The sequence below is a fragment of the Actinomycetota bacterium genome, from assembly GCA_014360645.1.
Lineage (GTDB): Bacteria > Actinomycetota > Geothermincolia > Geothermincolales > RBG-13-55-18 > Solincola_B.
The window spans coordinates 111742-126672 of the sequence record JACIXD010000002.1; the positions used below are offsets into that span (position 1 = coordinate 111742).

At 67.1% G+C, this 14931-nt stretch carries 14 protein-coding genes and 1 pseudogene; 2 read left to right on the forward strand and 13 right to left on the reverse strand.

Annotated features, from left to right (window positions below; translation table 11 throughout):
- Positions 1-204 precede the first annotated feature (204 nt).
- Positions 205-1263, forward strand: a complete 1059-nt coding sequence (locus H5T74_01980) for a hypothetical protein (protein ID MBC7229146.1) — start codon at positions 205-207, stop codon at positions 1261-1263.
- A 203-nt stretch (positions 1264-1466) separates the two neighbouring features.
- Positions 1467-1541: pseudogene (locus H5T74_01985) on the forward strand (PKD domain-containing protein).
- Between the two features lie 232 nt (positions 1542-1773).
- On the opposite strand, the gene H5T74_01990 reads toward H5T74_01985, so the two are convergent.
- The 13 genes from H5T74_01990 to H5T74_02050 all read right to left on the reverse strand — a co-directional run bounded on the left by H5T74_01990 (position 1774) and on the right by H5T74_02050 (position 14709).
- Complete coding sequence (locus H5T74_01990; GenBank protein MBC7229147.1) at positions 1774-2730, reverse strand: M48 family metalloprotease; 957 nt, start codon at positions 2728-2730, stop codon at positions 1774-1776.
- A gap of 74 nt (positions 2731-2804) precedes the next feature.
- Positions 2805-3368, reverse strand: a complete 564-nt coding sequence (locus H5T74_01995; GenBank protein MBC7229148.1) for a LemA family protein — start codon at positions 3366-3368, stop codon at positions 2805-2807.
- 329 nt (positions 3369-3697) lie between these two features.
- Positions 3698-4336, reverse strand: coding sequence for a LysE family transporter (locus H5T74_02000; protein ID MBC7229149.1), 639 nt, complete (start codon positions 4334-4336; stop codon positions 3698-3700).
- Between the two features lie 3 nt (positions 4337-4339).
- The gene (locus H5T74_02005; protein ID MBC7229150.1) at positions 4340-5302 is read right to left on the reverse strand and encodes a hypothetical protein; all 963 of its coding nucleotides are present in this window, start codon (positions 5300-5302) and stop codon (positions 4340-4342) included.
- The gene (locus tag H5T74_02010) at positions 5292-6404 is read right to left on the reverse strand and encodes a glycosyltransferase family 4 protein (GenBank protein ID MBC7229151.1); all 1113 of its coding nucleotides are present in this window, start codon (positions 6402-6404) and stop codon (positions 5292-5294) included. Before H5T74_02010 ends, H5T74_02005 begins: the two co-directional genes overlap by 11 nt.
- A gap of 143 nt (positions 6405-6547) precedes the next feature.
- Positions 6548-7474 (reverse strand): phosphatidylinositol mannoside acyltransferase, encoded by a 927-nt coding sequence (locus tag H5T74_02015; protein ID MBC7229152.1) that lies wholly within the window; start codon positions 7472-7474, stop codon positions 6548-6550.
- 13 nt (positions 7475-7487) lie between these two features.
- The gene (locus H5T74_02020) at positions 7488-8123 is read right to left on the reverse strand and encodes a CDP-alcohol phosphatidyltransferase family protein (GenBank protein ID MBC7229153.1); all 636 of its coding nucleotides are present in this window, start codon (positions 8121-8123) and stop codon (positions 7488-7490) included.
- Positions 8124-8242: 119 nt separating this feature from the next.
- On the reverse strand, positions 8243-8584 hold the full coding sequence (locus H5T74_02025) for a cupin domain-containing protein (GenBank protein ID MBC7229154.1): 342 nt from the start codon (positions 8582-8584) through the stop codon (positions 8243-8245).
- A 123-nt stretch (positions 8585-8707) separates the two neighbouring features.
- Positions 8708-10441, reverse strand: coding sequence for a proline--tRNA ligase (locus H5T74_02030; protein MBC7229155.1), 1734 nt, complete (start codon positions 10439-10441; stop codon positions 8708-8710).
- Positions 10438-11550 (reverse strand): flavodoxin-dependent (E)-4-hydroxy-3-methylbut-2-enyl-diphosphate synthase, encoded by a 1113-nt coding sequence (ispG, locus tag H5T74_02035; GenBank protein ID MBC7229156.1) that lies wholly within the window; start codon positions 11548-11550, stop codon positions 10438-10440. The genes H5T74_02030 and ispG overlap by 4 nt, the downstream gene beginning before the upstream one ends.
- A 2-nt stretch (positions 11551-11552) precedes the next feature.
- Positions 11553-12674: a site-2 protease family protein gene (locus H5T74_02040; protein MBC7229157.1), complete on the reverse strand. Its 1122-nt coding sequence runs from the start codon at positions 12672-12674 to the stop codon at positions 11553-11555.
- Between the two features lie 193 nt (positions 12675-12867).
- Complete coding sequence (locus H5T74_02045) at positions 12868-14043, reverse strand: 1-deoxy-D-xylulose-5-phosphate reductoisomerase (GenBank protein ID MBC7229158.1); 1176 nt, start codon at positions 14041-14043, stop codon at positions 12868-12870.
- Positions 14044-14289: 246 nt separating this feature from the next.
- Entirely contained in the window at positions 14290-14709 is a 420-nt protein-coding gene (locus H5T74_02050; GenBank protein ID MBC7229159.1) for a nucleotidyltransferase domain-containing protein, read from the reverse strand.
- Between the last annotated feature and the right edge of the window lie 222 nt (positions 14710-14931).

A 14931-nucleotide genomic window follows, 5' to 3' on the forward strand; every position in this document is an offset into this window, starting at 1 on the left:
AAGCCCCCTGCGGGCTCCCATGAACTCATCATATCTCATACACTGACCCCTATCAATCGAGCTCCCAGGCGCGCCTTCCGCGGCCAAACGGATACCGTACGCCCGTCTGCGGCAGGCGGCCACGGGGCCCGCGTACGCTTGCGGTAATCTCCGAATGCGCGCGCCCGCCACGTCCCCACCGCCTTCGCCGGGGCGTCAGCGACGTTGACCGCGGAGTCGCATGCCGACTTCCACGGGGTGTTAGAATACTCCCGGAAACGATTTCTCTACCTGGAGGGGGAAGCCTACCAGAGAGGCTACGCCGAGGGGCGGCTGCGCCCCTCCGGCGTCTACAGGATGACGCGCGAGTTCCCCCAGAACACGGTCTTCGATTTCCTGGCGGGCGTGGGCACGGAGGTCGATCTGAGGGCGAACCCCTTTCTCTGGAACCTGATATGGGCGCTTCTACAGACGCTGGTGGCCGCCAACCGGGACACCATACCCCTCGAGTTCATGGAAGAGATGAGGGGCATGTGCGACGCCTGCCGCGAGCTGGGGTACGACGTCTCCATGAAGGACCTCCTGACCCTGAACGCCGGCTTTGAGGTCCTGCAGAGCGTCATGGTCGGTTTCGAGGCCGTCTTCTGCAACCAGTTCGCGGTCTTCGGGGGGGGCCACGCAGGGTGGTGCGGTTTACCACGCGCGCGATTTCATGTTCCCCACCGGAGGGGCGTCTTCTCCGACGAGGCCATGTTCATGGTGCCCAGGCCCACGCAGGGAAACCCCTTCATCGCCTCAGCCGCCCCGGGCATGGTGGGCATCCCCACCGGCCTTAATGTCCAGGGGGTGAACTGCGCCGTGGACGTGGCCCGCTCCATGCTCACCAGGCCACTGGTCACCGGGGAAGGCCGCCTTCTCCTGTGCCGTGAGGTGGTGAAGTATGCCGGCTACCTGCAGGAGGGGATAGGGATGATAAAGCAGGCCGACCGGGCGGTTCCCCGGCTGTACCTGCTGGCGGACGGAAAAGCGCCGGATGCCGCGCTGCTGGAGGCCGCGGCCGGCAGCCTGTTGCCGCCAGAGAAGAACCTCAACTATTACCTCTCCCGACCGTTTGAGGGCCTCCTCGGAATATTCTTCCCCTCTCCCGCCCTTGACCGGGGGGACCCCGCCCGCATAGAGCTCGTGGAGGCGGAGCAGCCCGGGGTACCGGGGATTCCCCATCGTCCCGGGGGAATGGATGAGCTCGCGGCCGATCCGCGATGCCCGGAGCTCGACATGGGGTGATGGTCAGGGCCTCGGATTACCTCGACCCGGAATGGCTGTCCGGCCTGGGGATGCGCTACCTGCCGCTCGGAGTGACGGAACCGGTATGCGGGCCGATCAACTTGCAGAGGGAGACCCTCCCGGACCTGGCAGCCGTGACCAATCACTACATCATCCCCCTGCTGGCGGCCACCTACCCCGCGCAATCAAAGAACAAGCTGCGTGCGTCTCACATCTTCTCCGCCGCCGGCACCTATACCGTCACCCTGACGGTCACCGATGACCGGGGCGCGAGCGCCACCGATTCCTGCATCGTCTTGGCGCGGGGGCGGCGAAGAGATCGTCCCGCCCCGCCCGCCCCTGCCCGCACTCCCGGAGGGAAGGAGCGGGCGTCCACAGCCGGGGATCCCTGAGCCCGCTCGGAAGGGCTCGGGCGATGTGCGGTTGAGGGTAGCCCCCTCTCCAGCGGTAAGAGAGGGGGGTCGCGGGGACGCCTACGCCCCCCGTCGGTACATCCAGGTCGGGGAAGTGCTATTCGCGCAGCCTGGCCTCCATCATGGCCTGGTTGTACATCCCCTCCATGCCGGACATGGCCCGCAGGCGCCGGATGCGCTCCTCGACGGGCGGGTGGGTATCCCAGATGCTCGAGCGCGAGAAGTGTCCCGACCGGGCCTCCTTCTTGAAGGGCTGCACGATGAAGAGATGGGCGGTGGCCTTGCTGGTGCGCGGGAAGGGCTTGGCCTGGGTGGATAGTTTTTCCAGCGCGCTCGCCAACCCCTCGGGATACCGCGTCAGCTTCGCCCCCGTGGCATCCGCCAGGAACTCGCGCTTGCGCGAGATGGAGAGCTGCAGGAGCTGCCCGATGATTGGGGAGAGGATGAGGAAGACCAGGCCTATCACCAGGAGTACGGCCGCGAAGGCTCCCCCTCCCTCTCCGCCTCCCCCCCGGCCGCGGTCGCGGTCCCCGAACATGCCACCCCAGAAGATCATGCGCACCACGATGTCCGCGAAGATCACCAGCAGCCCCACCAGCACCACCACCATGCACATGTAGCGGATGTCGTAGTTGCCTATATGGGACATCTCGTGGGCGATGACCCCCTCCAGCTCCAGGCGGTTGCAGTTCTCCAGCAGTCCCGTGGTCACGGCGATGGCCGCGTGCTCCGGATCCCTGCCGGTGGCAAAGGCGTTCATGGCCGGGGTGTCGATGATGTAGGTGCGCGGCGGCGGCAGTCCCGCCGCGATGGCCAGTCCCTCCACGGTGTTCACGTAGTAGGGGAACTCCTGTTTGGTGACCTCCCTCGCCCCCGCCGAGGCCAGGGCGATCTTGTCGCTGTTGTAATAGCTCACCAGCGAGGTGACGGTGGCGATGATGGCGGCGATCACCAGGCCGGTGATGGCGTAATCGAAACCCCACACGTAACCGACCGAGAACCCGATGATGAGGATCACCACGATGAAGGCGCTCACCAGCAGGGCGGATTTCATCTTGTTCTTGGAGATCTGGTCGTAGAAGGTCACGGCCTTACGCTCCCCTCACCCGCGCCGGTCCTCCCCGGATCCTAGAACTGCACCTTGGGGGCCTCGCGCTCCGCCGCCACCTCGATCTCGAAGTAATCGCGAGGCTGGAAGGTGCTCGAGAACATGCCCGCGATGATGTTGGCGGGGAAGCGCTGGCGGTTGGTGTCGTAGGTCATCACGCTGTCGTTGTAGAACTGGCGCGCGAAGGCGATCTTGGACTCCGTCCCCGAGAGCTCTTCCTGCAGCATGAGGAAATTCTGGTTGGCCTTGAGCTCCGGGTAGGCCTCCGCCACCGCGAAGAGGCTCTTCAGCGCCCCGGTGATCATGTTTTCCGCCTGCGCCTGTTCCTTCACCGTCTGGGCGTTTATGCCCATGTTGCGCGCCTGGGTTACCTTCTCGAAGACTTCCTTCTCGTGGCTGGCGTAACCCTTGACCGTCTCCACCAGGTTGGGGATGAGGTCGTACCTGCGCTTGAGCTGCACGTCGATCTGGTGCCAGGCGTTGTCCACCCGGTTGCGATCCCTCACCAGCTTGTTGTAGATGCCGATGACCGAGACGATGATCAGGAATACCAGAACCCCGATGATCACAAGGGCCCATACCATGACCTTTCCTCCTTTCCTCCAGGGACATTCTAGCACAACGGCTCCGCGCTCTCGCCGCCCATTTACTGCCCAGGCTCCCCCGCGCCGCACCCGGGCGCCGCGGCTGCGGCTCCGCGGTCACTTCGTTTATCGTTCCCCCCCGCGCGCGGCTTAACCTCCGTTTTCCGCCTTTCTCGCCGGAGGCGAGTGCGCGTATACGAAGCCGCTTCCGCGCGGATGGGGAAGGCGTCCGACCGGCGGAGGCCGACATCCCCGGACACCTGCACGTTTTTTTCCGGCGTGAGCAAGGGTGCGACCGCCGTATCCCCGGACCCGGACCCCGGTTCCTCCTACCCGAGCAGGTGCGCCAGCCCGTCGCCCATGAAGCGCCCTCCGAGCACCACCAGGAAGGCCCCGCAGGCCAGGATGACGAGGTTGTAGGCGCGGTCGGAAAGGAAGCGCCTGCCCGTCACCACCAGCGTGGCTACCATGAAATACCAGAGCACGTCGGCCATGATGTGCCCGGTGTAGAAGGAGAGGACTCCCGCCACGCCGCGCTCCATGGACCTCAGCAGCCAGCTCAACCCGAAGGTGGCCCACCACAGCGACCAGTAGGGGTTGGAGAGGCTGGTGGTGAGGCCGGCCGCGAAGGGCCCCATGCGCCGCTGGTCGGTGGCGTGCAGGTCGACGTGGAGCTTTCCGTCCCTCACGTCGACGGCCATGCCCAGCCCCATCCAGAAGATGAAGGCCCCTCCCGCCACCCCCACCACGCCGAAAAAGAGGTCGTTTCCCACCACCCGGTCGAGGCCCAGCACCAGCAGCACAATGAGGGTCGCCTCCAGTACCGCGTGCCCCGCCACCAGCAGGGGCGCAGCCACGAACCCCCGGCGATACGACTCGTTGATGGTCACCGTGAGCAGGGGGCCCGGCATGAGGGCCCCGGAAAGTCCCACCCCCAGAGAGATGAAGAAGATGGCGACGAGGCTCATCCCTCACCACCCGTAGTGCGCGCGCATGCGCTCCATGCCCGCATCGATCCGCTCTATGAGGGCCGTGAACAGCTCCCGGGAGACGGCGGCCACACAGGAGAGGTGACCCTCCCTCCCCGAGGCCAGCAGGGGATATCCCTCCAGGGGGCGACCGAAGGCGTCGCCTATGGCCACCCCCGCCTCCCGGGCGATGAGTCCCGCCGCCGCGAGGTCGTAGGAGGAATTGTTGAGCACGTGGCCGTGCCCGGCGCGCAGGAACATGCCCTCCACCTGGGGGACCTCGCGTATCATGCGGTCCCCAACGTCCACGTAGGCGTCGAGCTGCCCGGTGAGCAGGCGGGTTATGCAGAAGGTGGCGCTGCCGAGGTCGAATATGCCTCCGTCCACGCTGGAGGTGTCGATGAGCTCCTCCAGCACCAGGGCAGTGGGCAGGGCGGGGCGGCCCCTGAAACCCAGGGTCCAGAAGAGGGTCGAGAGGTCGTGGTGGGGGTGGAGGACGATCTCCCTCTCCACTCCCTCGATGAGCATGCGCGCGCCGTTCCCCCGCACCGCCTCGAAGAGGGCGTCGTTCTTGATCTCCCGCACCAGGCCGTAGACCACGTCGCCCAGGGTGAGCGCCTTCTCCGCGCCTGGGTCGTAGGCCGCCGCGGCAATGGACACGCAGCATGCCTCGAGCCCCGCCGCCGCGGGACGCGTGCCGTCGATGGGGTCCACCACCAGCACCCAGGACGGACGCCCTCCGCTCACCAGCCCCCGGTCCTCCGAGAAATAGGCCACCTCGGGCATCTCCGCCACCCGCTCCTCCACCCTCCTCTCCGCCACCTCGTCGATGGCGAAGGTGGAGTCTCCGCTGGCTCCCCTTCCTTCCATGCGCCGCGCCGCCTTCACCCCGAGGTGGGGACGCACCAGTTCCCGCACCTCGGCGGACAGCTCACGGCATACCTCCATGACCTCCTCAAGGCGCATGGCGCTCTTCCTTCCTCTCTCTTTCCCTCCTAATCTCCACCGCCTCCAGGTACGCCTCTTCCACCTTTTCTACCAGATTATCCCAGGAGAACTCCCGCGCCCTCTCCAGCGCCGCCCGGGCCATGGCCTCTCTCCTTCCCGCATCCTCCACCAACGCCAGCAGCGCATCGGAGAGCGCCGCCGCGTCCCCCGGCGGGACCAGCACGCCATCCACGCCGCCTCGCAGCACAGCCCGGTAGCCGGGGATGTCCGAGGCCACCACAGGCACCCCGCAGGCCATGGCCTCGATGAGCACGATGCCAAAGCTCTCCATGCCCAGCGAGGGGGCCACCATGATGCGCGCCGAGCGGTAGGCCGCGGGGACCGCATCGTCCTTGAGTCTCCCCAACCATACCACTCCCTCGTCTCCCCTTCCCGGGTCATCGGCGCCCACCACCAGCAGGCGTACTTCAGGCCGCCTCGCCCTCACGGCGGGAAGGGCCTCGAGCAGCACCCCCAGCCCCTTGCGGGGCTCGTCCCGTCCCACGAAGAGGATATGAAACGCCCCGGGATCCAGTCCCTCCAGGGCGGGTCCTCCAGGCCGGAAGACCTCCCTATCGACGCCGTTTGGCAGTATGTGGTACTGCGATGGGAAATAATGCCCCACCAGGTCCAGGGCCGCCTGGCTGACCGCTGCCCTGACGTCTATCCTCGCCGCCAGCCGCCTCAACAGGGGAGAGGCGAGGCGGTATCCCAGGCTGCCTTTCTCCCGCGCGGCGTGAAAGGTGGCCAGCACGGCGCAACGCGAGAAGAGCAGGGCGAGCATGGAGACGCTGGGGATGAGGGGCTCGTGCAGGTGGAGGAGGTCGAAGTCCTCCCCGTCCAGGATGCGCCTTACCCGCGCCGCTGTGCGGGGTCCGAAGGAGAGGTTGGCCCGCGATCGGTTGGCCGGTACGGAGAAGGACCCTCCCGCGGAGCGGAAGCCCTCGCCGTCCCTTCCGCCGGGAGCCACCACCGTGACCGCGTGCCCGCGGCGCCGCAGTAGCTCGGAGAGCTGCTCGACGTGGCGGTTCACCCCACCCGGGATGTCCCAGTCATACGGCGACACCATCGCTATGCGCATGGACCTTTCCTTGACTCACCGTCCATCCTGCGTCCGTCCCGTCCCGCGACCCGGAGAGCCGCACAACGTGGAGGCCCGCCTCGCCCGGAAGACCCCGGCCACACGGCGCTTCCCACCGCGACGCGCGATGGCCGACCCCGGGCTCAACGCTTGTCCGCCGCGGCGTCCGGCTCGGACCTGAATATGGGCTGGAACATGTGCCACTGCGTGGGGTCCTCTCGGATGAAATCCTCAAGAACCCTTGCCAGTTTCTGGGTATTAACCTGCACGTCCCTGCGGGTGTCCCCGGTGACCTCCACCTCCAGGGGGGGACCCACGTAGCCGTGGTACCTGCCGTCCTTGCGGATGGTGAGGCAGGGGATGACCGCCGTGCCCAGCTTCACCGCCAGCAGCGCCGGACCTATGGGCATGAGGACCTTTTCCCCGAAAAACTCCACCTCCACCCCGCTCCCGGCGATGAGGCGGTCGGAGAGCAGGCATACCATGCCGTTCTGCAGCAGCACCTCTATCACCTTCTCCACCGTGTTCTCCCCCAGCGGGATGATGCGGATACCCATACGCCTGCGCAGCTCGGTGTGGAACTCGTACATGGGGCGCGGCTTGAGCACCTCCGCCACCGCCCAGAATGAGGGGTATTTATGCCCCACCCAACCGCCTATCAGGTCCCAGCTCCCGTAGTGCGGAAGGGCGAGCACCGCGCCCTTTCCCTTCTCCAGGCACCGGTCGAACCACTCCGTGCCGTGGGGGACCACCAGGCGGTCCACCTCCTCGGGGGAGAGATGGTAACAGCGCAGGAAATCCACCCAGTAACGGGCGTAGTTGTGGAAGCTGCGGCGGGTCATGACCTTCCACTCACGGCGAGACCCCTCGGGCCGGACGCGCCGCATGTTCCCGTAGACCACGGCGCGCTTTCTCCTGGAGAGGCGGTAGGCGACCTCCGCGATCCCCACCGCGACGCCGTGGCTCACGCGTGCGGGCAGCATGCCCACCATTGCGCAGGATCCCCGGAAAAAATAGTACTTCAGGTAACCGGGGATGTCGTCCCAGGAGCGCTCTCTGTCTTCCGCCATGGCACCCTCTCCCTCAGAGCCCTTCCCCGGAGGCGTCCTTCTCGCGCGCCCCCGCATAGACCACCGCCACGCGATGGGCCAGGGTCTCCACCGCCAAGGCCAGCACGACGTAGAGGGGCCCCCTGAAGACCCAGGGGTTCGAGGTCAGGCCGTACACGAACAGGGCCAGCCCGAAGAAGAGCAGGCGCAGGGGACGTGCGAGCAGGCCCACGTTGCAGGCGATGTCCAACCCTTCGGCCCGCGCCTTGACGTAGGATATCAGGGAGGAGAGCACCATGTAGGCCCCCACCATGAAGGCGATGTCGTAGATCTCCCGGTGGGCGAAGTAATACAGGGCGCCGAGGGAGAAAAAGAAGTCCGCCGCGCGGTCGGCGGTGGAGTCGTAGAAGGAGCCGAAGGTGCTGACGCGCCCCGTCAGCTTGGCCACCTGCCCGTCCCAGATGTCCAGCAGGCCGGCCAGGAAGAGCAGCCAGGCGCCGAGCACGAAGCGGCCCACCGCGAAGTAATAGCCCGAGAAGCCCGCCGCCACCACCGAGAGGGTGGTGATGAGGTTGGGCGAGAACACGCGCCCCAGCACCCAGCCCAGGGGATGGAACACGGCGCTGGAAAAGCGCCTCAGGCCCTCGTTGACGCTCCAGGTCCTCTCCAATTCTTCCCTCCCTTTCGATAACCGCGATACGCTGTCCCCGACGTAGCGCTCCTTTCCTGCCCGCCCGTGCCCCCGCCGTCGCACTCCGGCGGCGACGGCCGGCGCGACGCCCGCCTCCATCAGGTCAGCGGACCGTAGAAGACGCTGATGATGGTACAGCTCTCGTCGCCGGTGAGAAAAGGCCCGTGGGCCGCTCCCGCCGGGAAGAAGGCGAAGTGGCCCGCGCGGTAGACCTCCTCCTCGCCGCCCTCCAGCCTCTGCCTCAGCTCACCCTCGAGGATGTAGGCCGCCTCGTCGGAGGAGATATGGGAATGTCCCGGCATCTCGCAGTGGGGCTCGAAGCGGATGAGCATGATCTGTCCGCCGCCCCGGGGGTCCATGTACAGCACCTTCATCTGTGCCCGGGGGAAATCCGCCGGAACCCACTCCAGGTTGTCCTGGTGCACCACGAACCTGTCCATGCCTCTCCTTTCCGCCGCCGTCAGCGTTCGCCGGATCCCTCCCGCCACCCCCACCGCCATATGACGGCGCCCGTCAGATCCAGGAAAGGGCGGACTCTCCGTGATCCTTGGCCCTTCACATCTCTATGGTTCCTCTTGGTTTTGTCCCATGTCCGGGGCTGACCCCATGGTATGTTCGAGGTGGGAGAGGAGTTCCTCGCTTCCCAGCAGGGTCTTCTCTCCCGTCGCCCTTTCCTGCAGCTCCACCAGTCCCTCGGCGTCGAAGGTCCTGCCGATGACCGCGCGGTAGGGGATGCCGATGAGGTCGGCGTCGGCGAACTTCACCCCCGCGCTCTCCTCGCGGTCGTCAAGCAGCACCTCCCAGCCCCTCTCCCGGCAGCGCCGGTACAACTCCTCGGCGGCGGCGCGCCTCGCCTCCCGCTGGTAGTCGAGGGGGATGATGTGCAGGGCGGCGGGGGCGATCTCCAGGGGCCAGATCATGCCGCGCTCGTCGTGGTGCTGCTCGATGACCGCGGCCATGAGCCGGGTGATGCCGATGCCGTAGCACCCCATGTACATGGGCCTGGTCTGCCCGCGCTCGTCGTCGTAGGTGCAGCGCATGGCCTCGGAGTACTTGAGGCCGAGCTGGAAGACCTGTCCCACCTCGATCCCCGCCTCCACGTGCAGGGTTCCGCCGCACCGCGGGCAGGCATCCCCCTCCCTTGCGGAGGTCACGTCGGCGAAACGGCCGGGGGCGAAATCCCTTCCCTCCTCCACCTCCACCAGGTGGTAGTCGGCCTGGTTGGCCCCGCAGGCCAGCCCGCCCGCGCCCCTCAGGGCCTCGTCCGCGATGACCTCCACCGCCCCCAGTCCCACGGGCCCCACGAACCCCTGCAGGTATTCCGGAAACCTCTTCCAGTCCTCCTCGTTGAAGAGGCGGAACTCGTCGGTGCCCAGGACGCGCCCCAGCTTGGTCTCGCTGGCCTCGCGGTCCCCCGGCACCAGCACCGCCACCGGCCTGTCCTCCACCAGGAACATCAGGCATTTCACGAAACGGGCCGCCTCCATGCCCAGGAAGGCGCTCACCTCCTCGATGGTGCGCCTTTCGGGGGTATGCACGCGGCTCGGGGGTCTCCCCTCTCCGCGCGGCGGCGAGGGGCGCCGGTACTCCGCCAGCTCCAGGTTGGCCGCGTACTCGCATTTCTCGCAATAGGCGATGAGGTCCTCCCCCACCGCCGCCGGCACCATGAACTCGTGGGAAACGTCTCCGCCGATGAGCCCGGTGGCTGCCTCCACCGCACGCCAGGCGCACCCGCAGCGGGTGAACACCCGCGCGTAGGCGTCGTACATCTCCCGGTACGAGCGCCGCATTCCCTCTTCGTCACGGTCGAAGCTGTAGGCGTCCTTCATGATGAATTCCCGGCCGCGCAGCAGCCCGAAGCGGGGCCGGATCTCGTCGCGGAACTTGGTGCCGATCTGGTAGAGGTTCAGGGGCAGGTCCCGCCACGAGGACACGTTGTTGCGCACCAGGTCGGTGATGACCTCCTCGTGGGTGGGGCCGAGGCCGAAATCCCGCTCCGCGCGGTCCTTGAGGCGCATCATCTCCGGTCCGTATTTCGCCCAGCGCCCGCTCTCCTCCCACAGTTCCCGGGGCTGCATGATGGGGAGGATGACCTCCTGCGCCCCCGCGCGGTTCATCTCCTCCCTCACCACCCGCGATATCTTCTGCACCACCCGCGTCCCCAGGGGCAGGAACTCGTAGATGCCCGCCGCCACCCTGCGCAGGAACCCGGCGCGCAGCAACAGGCGGTGGCTGGCTGTCTCCGCGTCGGCGGGGCTCTCCTTGAGGGTGGGGATGAACGCCCTGGACTGCCTCATCTTCCTTCTTCTTCCCCTTCCTTATCTGTCAGATATTCCCTTTCCATCTTCTCTACCTCGGCGAGGAGCACCGCCAGGAGCTCCTCCTTCGCGTACCACCCCACCGGCTCTCCCCTGCGGAAGAGCAGGCCCCTGTTCCTGCCGCCCGCCACCCCCAGGTCGGCCTCCCTGGCCTCCCCGGGTCCGTTCACCGCGCAACCCATCACCGCCACCCGCAGTGGCGCCCGGCAACCCGCCAGCCGCTCCTCCAACTCCGCGGCGATGCCCGCAACGTCGATGCGGGTGCGGGCGCAGGTGGGACAGGCCACCACCTCCACGCCCTCGCGCCTCATCTCCAGGGCTCTGAGTATGGCCACCCCCGCCTGAACCTCCCGGAGGGGGTCCCCGGCCAGGGATACGCGGATGGTGTCCCCGATGCCCTCCGCGAGCAGGGTCCCGATGCCCACCGCGGAGCGCACCGTCCCCGTCCAGGGCGGCCCCGCCTCGCTCACCCCCACGTGCAGGGGGTAATCCACCTCACGGGACAGCAGGCGGTAGGCCTCCACGGTCAGGGGCACCGAGGACGCCTTCACGGAGACCTTTATATCATAAAAACCGCATCCCTCGAGGACCCTTATCTCCTCCAGGGCGCTCTCCACCAGGGCCTCCGCGGTGGGGTGGCCGTACCTCTCCAGGAGGTCGCGGCGCAGCGAGCCCGCGTTCACCCCCACCCTTATGGGGACCCCGCGCTCTCCCGCCGCCTCCGCCACCTCCCGCACCTTCTCGGGACCCCCGATGTTCCCGGGATTGATGCGCAGCCCGTGCACCCCCGCCTCCAAGGCCGCGAGGGCCAGGGTGTGGTCGAAATGCACGTCGGCGACCACGGGGATGGGCGAGCCCTCCACGATCTCCCGCAGCGAGCGCAGGGCACGCCGCAGCAGGTGATCCTTCCGCAGGTTGGGCACCGCCACCCGCACGATGTCGCAGCCCGCCTCCGCCAGGCGAGAGATCTGCTCCAGGGTGGCACGGGCGTCCTCGGTGGGGGTGTTGGTCATGGACTGCACGCTCACCGGGGCGCCCCCTCCCACGGGGACGTCCCCGATCATCACGCGGCGGGTAAGTCTGCGCACGCTCATGGGAAATTGATGGGGCTCGTGATGTCCAGCCTGAGGGTGAGGATGAAGAGGAGGGCGAAGAAGGCGAGCACCGCCACCGCCACCGGGTACAGCTTGCGCAGGTCCACCTCGCGTCCGGTGACCTTCTCGTAAAGGAGCACCGCCAGGTGCCCCCCGTCCAGGGGGGGCAGGGGCAGGAGGTTGATGTAGGCCAGGAAGAGGAGGATAAAGGAGAAGAAGTTGAGGAAGTAGAAGGTGCCTTCCTCGGCGATGCGGCCCGCGGTGCGCGCGATGCCGTAGACCGTCTGCGGCCTCTCGATGGTGGGCTCCGCGAGCCCCAGGAGCTGCTTGATGGTGGACCAGTTGAAGACGCGGTAGATGCCGTAGCCCACCCCGTAGGTGGCCTCTCCGAACCAGGAGAAGGTCTTCCCGGCGGCCCCCAGGAAGGAATAGTCTTCCATGTAGATGCCTGGCGACACCCCGAGGTAGCCGGTGCCGTCCTTCAGGGTCGCCAGGCGCACCGTCACCTCCAACTCCTCGCCGTCCCGGCGTACCAGGAGGGTGACCTCCTCGCCGGGGTGCGCTTTGATGAAGGAGCGCACCGCCTCCCAGTCCCCCACCTCCTCGCCGTCCATGGCCATGATGGTGTCGCCCACGCGCAGGCCCGCGGCGTAGGCGGGGGTCTCTGTCTCCTGCGATTCGTCCATGTACATACCCACGGAAGCGATGGTGTTGGTGGGCCTGTTGACGTCGGGATATCCCACCGTCCAGATGGTGAAGAACATGATGACCAAGGCCAGGAGCACGTGGGAGAGGGAGCCTGCGAAGATGATCCAGAAGCGCCTCCCGTAGGAGACACCCCGGTAGGAGCGGGGGAAGTCCTCGGGGCTCACCTCCTCCTCGGGGTTCATGCCCAGGACCTTCACGTAGCCCCCCACCAGGATCCACTTGATGCCGAACTCGGTGTCCCCCCGCCGGGTGCTCCAGATGCGCGGCCCGAAGCCCACGAAGAACTCCGGGCATTTCACCCCCGCCAGGCGCGCGGCGATGAAGTGCCCCAGCTCGTGCACGATCACCAGCACGATGACGGCGGCGATGGTCGCCAGGACCGTGGTGATCACACCGCCTACCGATGCCATGTTCCTTCCGCCCTTTCCCTCTCAGGCCCGTCCGATCCCGCCATGGGCGTCGGGCGCCTCCTGCGTCCGCCGCCCTCCCTTGCCGGACCTCTTCTACCTCATATCCGGTCACCCAGCGACGCCGGCGCCTTCCTCGATCCCGCGGCCGCTCCCCATCTCAATCCCTTCAACAGGTGTATGCCCAGGTCGGGCGCTAGGTCTCCTCCCCATCGACGAGGTATGAGGCCTTCGCGCGCGCCCATTCCTCCACCGCCAGGACGTCGTCCAGTGAGCGCACCGGCTTGGGGACGTGCGCCTCCAGAGTCTCCCCTATGATCCTCTCTATGTCCAGAAAGCCGACCCTCCCCCGCAGGAAGGCCTCCACCGCCACCTCGTTGGCGGCGTTGAGCACCGCGGTGGCCGTCCCCCCTCTCTTTCCCGCCCGGTAGGCGAGCTCCAGGCAGCCGAAGGTCTCCCGGTCCACCTCCCCGAAGGTGAGCCTTCCCAGCTCCGCCAGGTCGGTGCGCCGGAAGGGCGGGCCCCACCGCTCGGGATAGGAGAGGGCCAGCGCTATGGGTAGTCGCATGTCGGGCACGCTGAGCTGCGCCGCTAGGGAGCCGTCCCGGAACTCCACCAGGGAGTGCACTACGCTCTGGGGATGCGCCAACACTTTTATCCTCTCGTAGGGCACCCCGAAAAGAAAGTGCGCCTCGATGACCTCCAGCCCCTTGTTCATGAGGGTGGCGGAGTCCACGGTGATCTTCTTACCCATGCTCCAGGTGGGGTGGGCGAGGGCGTCCTCCACCGTCACCTCCGCCAGTTCTGCCCGCGAGCGCCCGTAAAAAGGTCCTCCCGAGGCGGTGAGCACGATGGCCTCCACGTCGCCCGGGTCCTCGCCCCGCAGGCAGTGGAAGACGGCGCCATGCTCGGAGTCCACGGGGATGAGCTCGCCCCCGTTACGCAGGGCGCTCAACACCAGCTCCCCGCCCGCCACCATGCTCTCCTTGTTGGCGAGGGCCAACCTCTTGCCGGCCCCCAGAGCCGCCAGGGTGGGAGGGAGGCCCGCAGACCCCACGATGGCGTTGAGCACCGTGTCCGCCAGGGGATAGGCCGCCGCCTCCAGCAGGCCCTCGGGTCCCGCCGCCACCTCCACGCCCGTGCCCCGGAGCCGGCGCGCCAGCTCCTCCGCCGCCTCCCCCTCCGCCATGCATACCAGGGGAGGCCGGTACCTCCGCGCCTGTTCCTCCAGCAGGTCCACGTTGCGCTGCGCCGTGAGGGCCACCACGCGCAGGCGGTCGGGGTGGGCGTCCACCACCTCCAGGGCCTGGGTGCCGATGGAGCCCGTGGAACCGAGCACCGCCAGCCCCCGCGTCTCCTTGTAAGCTGCCATGGGACAATTATAAGGGTTGGGGTGGGTTCGGCGCCCGTCCGCGTCGGCCTCACCGCCTTGGTACGGCGGGAGAGTTCCTTAACCCAGATGCCGTCGCGGCCTGCGGAAGTCGATTTTGCCGGAGGCCAGGTCGTAGTCCTGGGTACGAGAGTGCCTTGACCTCCGATGCCGTCGCGGCCTGCGGAAAAGACCGGAGATCGAGAGCGGCGCATAAAGGAGGGTTTTATCCCGGACGACCCGGAGGAACTAGGGCGTCACCGCATACAACGCCTTCCCTTTGCCCATGGCGTGGCGGATAAACGGGTTGATCCTTTCCATCTCCTCCGGTTCCTCCGGGATATATATCAGGATATCCATGGACACCCTCGGCCGGATCCTGCCTTGCACATCCTTGAGGCGGTCCAGGAACCTCTTGTCCGTCCGCGGGACCACCATAAGGTCAATATCGCTGAAAGGGCCGATCCTGCCCTCGGCCAAGGATCCGATGAGGATCGCTTTCTCGGCCCCATGCGCCTGAGTTCCTCGACCGCCCGAGAGAGCTCCCGTGACAACAAGCGGCGCCTTCTCTCCAACATTTCTTCGCCTATCATCAACACCGCCACCTCTCTCGCCACGATCATAGCATCCACACCGTTTCCACCTGGGCCTCTCGTCGAGTGCAACCATCGGCCGATGCTCCCCACGCGATGCCGCCTTCCCGACTGCTATCCCTAGCTGGAGGAAGATCCTGGAATGAGGTCGGTCGACGCGCTCCCCGTGTCGTCACCCGTCAATGCATACGCCCGCCTTTCCCCCGGGTTGCGGTCCCGGAACCGCTGCGGCATGCCGGACACGGCGCTCCCATCATGAGCGGGCACCGTGTGTCAGGTCGGCCACAAACGGCGATCG